Here is a 7,226-nt window from a genome sequence, read left to right on the forward strand (position 1 = left end):
GCAGGACGCGCGTTGGCTACGGGGTCGCTCCCGGCGTCTTTCGTCAGGTCAGGCACGGCGGGCGCGAAGGCCCAGGCTGTGACCGAATCCGACCCCTGAGGACCACAACTCCCCACAATTCCAGACGTGTTGTCAGTGGTGGCTGCTTTACTGGTGGGTCCCGTGCGCGGAGGGGCGCACGGGACTGGTCTGGGCGGGGGAGCGGCCTGTGGTGCACATGGAGGGGTACGTCCGTGCGGACGGTATGAGGGTCCGACCGCACTCGCGGTGGGCGGCCGGCGCGCGGCGGGAGATGAGCGTCCTGGCCACCATCGCTGTGGTGGCCGTCGGCTTCGCCGGCACCCCAGGGAGCGGCAGCGCGGACGACTCCGGAAAGCAGACACCCAGGCCCCGGCCGACGGCCGTGTATCCGGTGAAGTTCCCGGACCGGGACAGGCCCTCGGCCGAGGCCACGTCCGAGGCCGACCGTCTCATATCCGATCCTGCGGGACCGGAGCCACTGAAAAGCGTGGAGGCATCCCGCGGGTGACCGCAGCCGGATTCGCGCGTTAGAACTACGTGACCACGAAAACCCCGCAGCCAGCCCCGGTCACCGGCCACGAGGAAACGCTTCCTATCCCGCCTGGTGAGCCGATCTTCACGCAGCTGGCCACCCGCTGGAAGGCGGAGGGACGTGTCGTGCCGGGGCAGATGGACCGGGAGTGGGCCAAGCTGGCAGACAGGAGTCCGTGGCCCACTCGATAGGCCAGCGTGGTGCGGCGCCTCTCCACCGTCACCCCCCGCACCCGCTGTACCGGCCGGCAGCCTCGCCGACCTGCCCGGTCCCGAGGGTGCCGGACCGGGGCCGCACCCTGACCCCGCCGGTCGAGCTGACCTGCTGGCCGGGGGGGCCTCTAGGCGTGTTCGCGGTGAACAGGCGCTGAGCCGCCGAGCTGGCTCCGGTCAGGCTGAGGGAGATGTCGAGACCCTTGCACATGCGATGGGCGCGCACGACGACGCTGAGCGTGACGGGCGTCGGTTCCCCGGCGGGGACCTGGACGCTGACCCGGCGGGGCCTATGGGCGTGGACGAGGGCCTCGATCTCTCCGGTGGCTGCGGCCCGGGTGTTGACGTCGACGCCGTGGTGCAGAGTGACGCGCAGGGTGTCGCCGTCGACGCTGTGACTGTTTCTGGGGGTGCTGGTAAGTGCGTCATGGGCGGTGCACGACACCACACCCAGGCCATCCTCTGCCGCGCACGGCGCCGAGCCGACGCTCTTCGCCGTGCCTCGTGACGGCACCTTCTGCCAACCCTGCCAACCACCCACGCCGAACACGTGACCAGGGCTCCGTGAGAGCCGATACTGCCGTGAGTGAGCGGTTGGGAGCGCCGGTCCGCAACTACACGCCCACCTGACACTTCGTCAGCAAAGTCAGCAATAGGTCAGCAACAGCCCCGCCAGAACCCGCTTCCAGCCGCCACGGACCGCCAAGATCGAAAACCTTCCAAACCCGCTTTGAACAGGGAAAACACTGGTCAGAGGACCAGATGCTACGCTCACTTGGAGGTACCCATGAGGATGCTCATCAACGTGGCCGAGACCGTGGTCGCCGACGCGTTGCGGGGAATGGCCGCGGCTCACCCGGAGCTGGTCGTCGATGTCGAGAACCGGGTGATCGCGCGCCGGGACGCCCCCGTGGAGGGGAAGGTCGCGATCGTCTCCGGTGGCGGGTCGGGGCACGAGCCGTTGCACGGGGGGTTCGTGGGGCCCGGGATGCTGTCGGCCGCGTGTCCGGGTGAGGTGTTCACGTCGCCGGTGCCCGACCAGATGGTGCGGGCCGCGGCCGCCGTGGACAGCGGAGCCGGGGTGCTCTTCGTGGTGAAGAACTACACCGGTGACGTGCTCAACTTCGACATGGCCGCGGAACTCGCCGAGGACGAGGGGATCCAGGTGGCCAAGGTCCTCGTCAACGACGACGTGGCCGTCACCGACAGTCTGTACACCGCGGGCCGGCGCGGCACGGGCGCGACCCTGTTCGTCGAGAAGATCGCGGGTGCGGCGGCCGAGGAGGGGCAGCCGCTGGAGCGCGTGGAGGCGATCGCCCGTCAGGTCAACGCGAACGCGCGGAGCTTCGGTGTGGCCCTGAGCGCGTGCGCCACGCCCGCCAAGGGCAGCCCGACCTTCGATCTGCCGTCCGGCGAGCTGGAGTTGGGCGTCGGTATCCACGGTGAGCCGGGCCGCGAACGGCGCGCGATGATGACCTCCGGTGAGATCGCCGACTTCTCGGTGGATGCCGTCCTCGAGGACCTTCAGCCGTCCGACCCGGTACTCGTCCTCGTCAACGGCATGGGCGCGACCCCGCTGCTGGAGCTCTACGGTTTCAACGCCGAGGTCCAGCGCGTGCTCACCGAGCGCGGTGTGCCGGTGGCCCGCACTCTTGTCGGGAACTACGTCACCTCGCTCGACATGGCCGGTGCCTCCGTCACCCTGTGTCAGGTCGACGAGGAGCTGCTGCGCCTGTGGGACGCGCCCGTGAGCACGGCGGGTCTGCGCTGGGGCATGTGAGGCAGCCCGTCGTCCGAACCATCACCACCACGCAAGGAGATGACGTGCTCGACGCCGATTTCTTCCGACGCTGGCTCACCGCGGCCACCGCGGCCGTCGACCGCGAGGCGGCCCGGCTCACCGAACTCGACTCGCCGATCGGTGACGCCGACCACGGCAGCAATCTGCAGCGCGGCTTCATCGCCGTGAGCGCCGTCCTGGAGAAGGAGGCACCGGCCACCCCCGGCGGTGTCCTCACCCTCGCCGGACGCCAGCTGATCTCGACCGTGGGCGGCGCTTCCGGCCCGCTGTACGGGACGCTCCTGCGCCGTACAGGCAAGGCGCTCGGGGACGCGCCCGAGGTCGGTGAGGCGGAACTCGCCGCGGCGCTGCGGACCGGGGTGGACGCGGTCATGACGCTGGGCGGTGCCGCGCCGGGCGACAAGACCATGATCGACGCGCTGGTGCCCGCGGTCGAAGCGCTCGGCACCTCCTTCGACGCGGCGGCGGCAGCCGCCGAGCAGGGCGCGCTCGCGACGACACCGATGCAGGCGCGCAAGGGGCGGGCGAGTTATCTGGGCGAGCGCAGTATCGGGCATCAGGACCCGGGCGCCACGTCGTCGGCGCTGCTGATCGGAGCGCTGGCCGAGGCGGCCCGCGATGAGTGATCCCGGGAGTGTGGGCAGCGGTCGGGAGAAGGTCGTCGGGATCGTCCTCGTGTCGCACAGCCGGGCCGTCGCCGAGTCGGTGGCGGAGCTGGCGACGGGGCTCGCGGGCGACGGCGCGGCCGTGCCCCTGGCGCCGGCGGGCGGCACCGAGGACGGAGGGCTCGGCACCAGCGCCGAGTTGATCTGCGGCGCCGCGCGGTCGGTGGACCGGGGTGCGGGCGTCGCCGTACTCGCCGATCTGGGCAGCGCGGTGCTCACGGTGAAGGCGCTGCTCGCGGAGGGCGACGAACTCCCGGACGGGGCGCGCCTGGTGGACGCCCCCTTCGTCGAGGGAGCCGTGGCCGCCGTCGTCACGGCGTCGGCGGGGGCGGATCTGGACGCGGTCGAGGCGGCTGCCGTCGAGGCGTACACGTACCGGAAGGTGTGAGCGGCCCGGGGCGGCGGCTCTCCCGTCGCCCCGACGCTCGGGTGCGCCTGTCGCCCCGACTCGGCCGTCTCCGGGCTCAGTTGGCGGCCAGGAACGTCTTCGCCTGCGCCTCGCCGAGCGTCACCGCGGCCGCGTGGCTCTCGATGGGCCGCGCGGCGGTGTTCTTGAACAGGATGTAGGTGACCTCGCCGGCGGCGCCGCCCCGTACGGGATCGGGGTCGATGCCCAGGTTCGCCGCGGCGGCGTACGAGGCCTCGCCGATCACGTCGTTCGGTCCTGTGTCGCCGACGACGGCGTACTGGACCTTGTCCCGGTAGATGATCGCGGCCACTGTTCCGCCGCGGATGCCGTGGGACGCGGGGCTCCACAGAGGGCTCGCGCCGGGGACGACGACGTACGGGAGGTTCTCCGCGCTGAGGGCTCCGCCGTGGGAGTCCTGGTAGGCGGTGGCGTTGAGGAACAGTGGGTCGGTGCGTGTGTTGCAGTGGACGCCCGAGCGGCCGTCGCAGTCGATGTCCATGTCGGCCTTCCAGTACACGGCGTCGCCCTTGCCGCAGACCGGGATGTTCGCGGGCGCCCCTTCGTCGCTGCGGTAGCGGCCGCGTGAGATCTGCTTGCAGCCCTTCAGCTCGGCCAGCAGGTCCGCGGCCCGCACGGAGCCTTCGTGGAGTCCACCGGCCCGGCGCGAGCCGCGCTCTCGGGCGTCCGACGCGTGGGCCTGCGCGGGGGTCGCGGGGACGAGCAGGGCGGCACTGCAGGCAGCGGCCAGGGCCGGTGTGCGCGTGCGCAGCACGAAGGAGGATATGAGCGGAATCCGATGTATGTTCACAAAAACCCAATCTGGGCTCAGCTGAGCATGCGGTCCACTCCTCGGGGGCCGGACGGGAACGCCGCGCGTGGCACCGCCTCTTGATGTGACCCCGCCACTCATGGCATACAGGTCTGTACCAATGCTTCCGAGTGGAAGGCCTGCCGTGCGACGCATCTCCGGACGCACCCCGCTGGCGTACACGACCTGCGCCGCCGCGCTCCTGCTCGCCACCTCGTGCGGCCTGCTCGACGACGACACCCGGCAGGGACCCGCCCTCACGGCACCCGCCGGAGTCACTGCGCAGGCGGGCAGCGCCACCTCCGTCCACGTCATGTGGAGCCGCCCCGAAGGAGAGGCCGAGGTCAAGGGCTACACGGTGTACCGGGGCGCCACCAAGGTGAAGGAGGTGCCGGGCGAACAGCACATGGTCGATGTCGTCGGGCTGCACCCGCGCTCCGCCTACACCTTCTCCGTCCGGGCCGAGGACACCGACGGCACACTCGGGCCGCTCAGTCCGAAGGTGGCCGTCACCACCCCGGCCGCCGTGGCCGAGGACCGGTCGGCCCCGACCCGGCCGGGAGCGCTGCGCGGCCGGGCGGACGGCGACCGGGCGGCTTCGCTGTCGTGGGGCGCGTCGAAGGACGACAAGGGCGTCGTCTCGTACGACATCCACCAGGGCGCATCGAAGATCCACAGCGTCGGCGGGAACGAGACCCGGGCGCTGATCACCGGGCTGCGGCCTGGCACGACCTACTCGTTCACCGTGAAGGCGCGCGACGCCGCCGACAACACCTCCCCCGCGTCCCCGGCCCTCAGGCTCACCACCGAGAAGGGCTCCGACGAGGGCCCCGGCACCGCCCCCACCGACTTCCGCGCCACGTCGCGCCGGACCGACGGCGCGTACTACATCGACCTGTCGTGGACGCCGCCACGCACGGGCGGCACCGTGCCCGCGTACCGCATCTGCCTCGACGGCCGCCAGGCCACCACACTCGTCTGGGGCGACGCCCCGCCCAAGGGCACGGCGCGGAACAGTTTCTACGTGGGCAAGGAGGCCGGCGTCCGGCACCGGGTGCGGATCCGGGCCCAGCTGCCCGACGGGACGTGGGGTGCCTACTCCGCCGAACGGAGCGTCACCACCGGTTCCTGAGCAGGGCCCTTGGAGCCGGACGGCCACCGGGGCCCGGCGGACCGGACGACGAACCCGTCACTTGCCCGGCTCCCCGTCCCCGTACGCCCGGCCCGACTCCCGCGGTGGCCGCGAGAGTCGGCGGCGGCACCTGGTCACCGCGCGGGCGCGGGCACATCACCGGACCCAGCGCCTTCGTTCGATCAGGCCGGACCAGGGAGCGGGGCCCGGCGCCGTGGCGTCGCACGGCGGAGGAACGAGTCCACGCGGAGCGTCGGCGGTCGACGACAACGCCGCGAGGCGCGGTGGCAGGCCCCGCGAGCCCGGCGTGATGAGAACGAGAGGCCCTGGGCACGTGCATCGCCGTGTCACGCCCCGGACGCACTCTTGTCCGCTTCCCCTCGAGCGTCCTACCGTCTCCGGAGCCGCGTGGGAGCGGTCGCATCACCTACGCATCCGCCTTGGGGGCAACGTGAGTTCGGGGCCGGTCGGTGTCGCCGTCGTCGGGGCGGGCGTCATCAGCAAGGAGTATCTGCGGACGCTGTCCGCCTTTCCCGATCTGCGGGTGGTGGGTGTCGCCGACCTCGACGCGGGCCGCGCCACGGCCGTCGCACGCGAGCACGGCGTACCGGTCGCCGGCGACGTGGACACGGTGCTCGCAACTCCCGAGGTCGAGCTCGTCGTGAACCTCACCGTGCCGGCCGCCCACGCGCAGGTCGCGACGCAGGCGCTGCGGGCCGGGAAGCACGTGTACGGCGAGAAGCCGATCGCCCTGGCCCCCGGCGAGGCCGAGAAGGTGCTCGCCCAGGCGGCGGAACGGGGGCTCCTGGTGGGGAACGCGCCGGACACGTTCCTCGGCGCGGGGCTCCAGTCGGCGTTGCGGGCCGTCGGGGCGGGGCACATCGGTGAGCCGGTGGCGGCGACGACGGCGGTGCAAGGTCTTGGACCGGAGCGCTGGCACCCCGATCCGGCGTTCTTCTACCAGCCGGGCGCGGGGCCGCTGTTCGACCTCGGGCCGTACTACCTGACGGCTCTGGTGGCGCTGTTCGGTGGCGTGTCGCGCGTGGCGGCCTCGGCGGCACGCGCGCGCGAGGAGCGCGTCGTCGGATCGGGGCCCAAGGAGGGACAGGTGTTCCCGGTGGCGGTGCCGACGCATGTGTCGGCGCTCGTCGAGTTCGCGTCGGGGGTCCGGGCGACGTCGGTGTTCAGTTTCGACTCGGCGCTGCCGCGAATCCAGTTCGAGGTCACCGGCACGGAGGGCGTCCTCTCGGTGCCGGACCCCAACACGTTCCGCGGACCGCTGAAGGTGCGGGCCAACGGCGCGGACGACTGGCAGGACCTGCCCGTCTCGGGGCGCACCGACGGGCGCGGGCTCGGCGTGCTCGACCTGGCGCGGGCGATCCGCCGGGGCGGTGCGCCACGTGCGTCGGGGGCACTGGCCCTGCACGTCCTGCAGACGATGACGGCGATCACGCACTCGGCCGAACGGGCCGAGTTCGGCCGGATCGCCACCTGTCCGACGCCACCACCGCCCGTGCCGGCGGACTGGGACCCGGGGGCGGCGACCCTCGGCTAGGGCCTGTCGTCACATTCCCGTCGTCCGCCCGAGGGGCGGGCCCGGCGGCGTCCGGTGCGTGCGATCGCAAGGCGCCGAAAAGCCCTGGTAG

General features: G+C 72.2%; 8 protein-coding genes. 5 read left to right on the forward strand and 3 right to left on the reverse strand.

Translation table 11 applies throughout. The features are described 5' to 3' along the window. Nucleotides 1-147: 147 nt before the first annotated feature. Both ACFC96_RS13625 and ACFC96_RS13630 read right to left on the reverse strand, forming a co-directional pair. On the reverse strand, nucleotides 148-474 hold the full coding sequence (locus tag ACFC96_RS13625; protein WP_376612271.1) for a hypothetical protein: 327 nt from the start codon (nucleotides 472-474) through the stop codon (nucleotides 148-150). A gap of 298 nt (nucleotides 475-772) precedes the next feature. Next, on the reverse strand, nucleotides 773-1,213 hold the full coding sequence (locus tag ACFC96_RS13630) for a hypothetical protein (protein WP_376612272.1): 441 nt from the start codon (nucleotides 1,211-1,213) through the stop codon (nucleotides 773-775). A 339-nt stretch (nucleotides 1,214-1,552) separates the two neighbouring features. On the opposite strand from ACFC96_RS13630, the gene dhaK reads away from it, so the two are divergent. Genes dhaK through ACFC96_RS13645 form a run of 3 tightly spaced genes read left to right on the forward strand, consistent with a single transcriptional unit; the run spans nucleotide 1,553 to nucleotide 3,619 of the window. After that, nucleotides 1,553-2,545 (forward strand): dihydroxyacetone kinase subunit DhaK, encoded by a 993-nt coding sequence (gene dhaK, locus ACFC96_RS13635; RefSeq protein ID WP_376252648.1) that lies wholly within the window; start codon nucleotides 1,553-1,555, stop codon nucleotides 2,543-2,545. A gap of 44 nt (nucleotides 2,546-2,589) precedes the next feature. Next, nucleotides 2,590-3,192, forward strand: a complete 603-nt coding sequence (dhaL, locus tag ACFC96_RS13640) for a dihydroxyacetone kinase subunit DhaL (protein WP_376612274.1) — start codon at nucleotides 2,590-2,592, stop codon at nucleotides 3,190-3,192. Continuing rightward, nucleotides 3,185-3,619, forward strand: coding sequence for a PTS-dependent dihydroxyacetone kinase phosphotransferase subunit DhaM (locus tag ACFC96_RS13645; RefSeq protein ID WP_376252642.1), 435 nt, complete (start codon nucleotides 3,185-3,187; stop codon nucleotides 3,617-3,619). The genes dhaL and ACFC96_RS13645 overlap by 8 nt, the downstream gene beginning before the upstream one ends. Before the next feature lie 76 nt (nucleotides 3,620-3,695). On the opposite strand, the gene ACFC96_RS13650 is transcribed toward ACFC96_RS13645, so the two are convergent. Then, a complete protein-coding gene (locus ACFC96_RS13650; RefSeq protein ID WP_376612276.1) occupies nucleotides 3,696-4,412 on the reverse strand; it encodes a glycoside hydrolase family 75 protein in 717 nt (238 codons plus the stop codon). A gap of 157 nt (nucleotides 4,413-4,569) precedes the next feature. Here ACFC96_RS13650 and ACFC96_RS13655 point away from each other — a divergent pair, with 157 nt between their 5' ends. Further along, a complete protein-coding gene (locus ACFC96_RS13655) occupies nucleotides 4,570-5,580 on the forward strand; it encodes a fibronectin type III domain-containing protein (RefSeq protein ID WP_376612277.1) in 1,011 nt (336 codons plus the stop codon). A gap of 451 nt (nucleotides 5,581-6,031) precedes the next feature. Next, on the forward strand, nucleotides 6,032-7,135 hold the full coding sequence (locus ACFC96_RS13660; RefSeq protein ID WP_376612279.1) for a Gfo/Idh/MocA family protein: 1,104 nt from the start codon (nucleotides 6,032-6,034) through the stop codon (nucleotides 7,133-7,135). The last annotated feature ends 91 nt before the right edge of the window (nucleotides 7,136-7,226 follow it).

It is taken from the genome of Streptomyces sp. NPDC055955, from assembly GCF_042270245.1.
Taxonomy (GTDB): Bacteria; Actinomycetota; Actinomycetes; order Streptomycetales; family Streptomycetaceae; genus Streptomyces.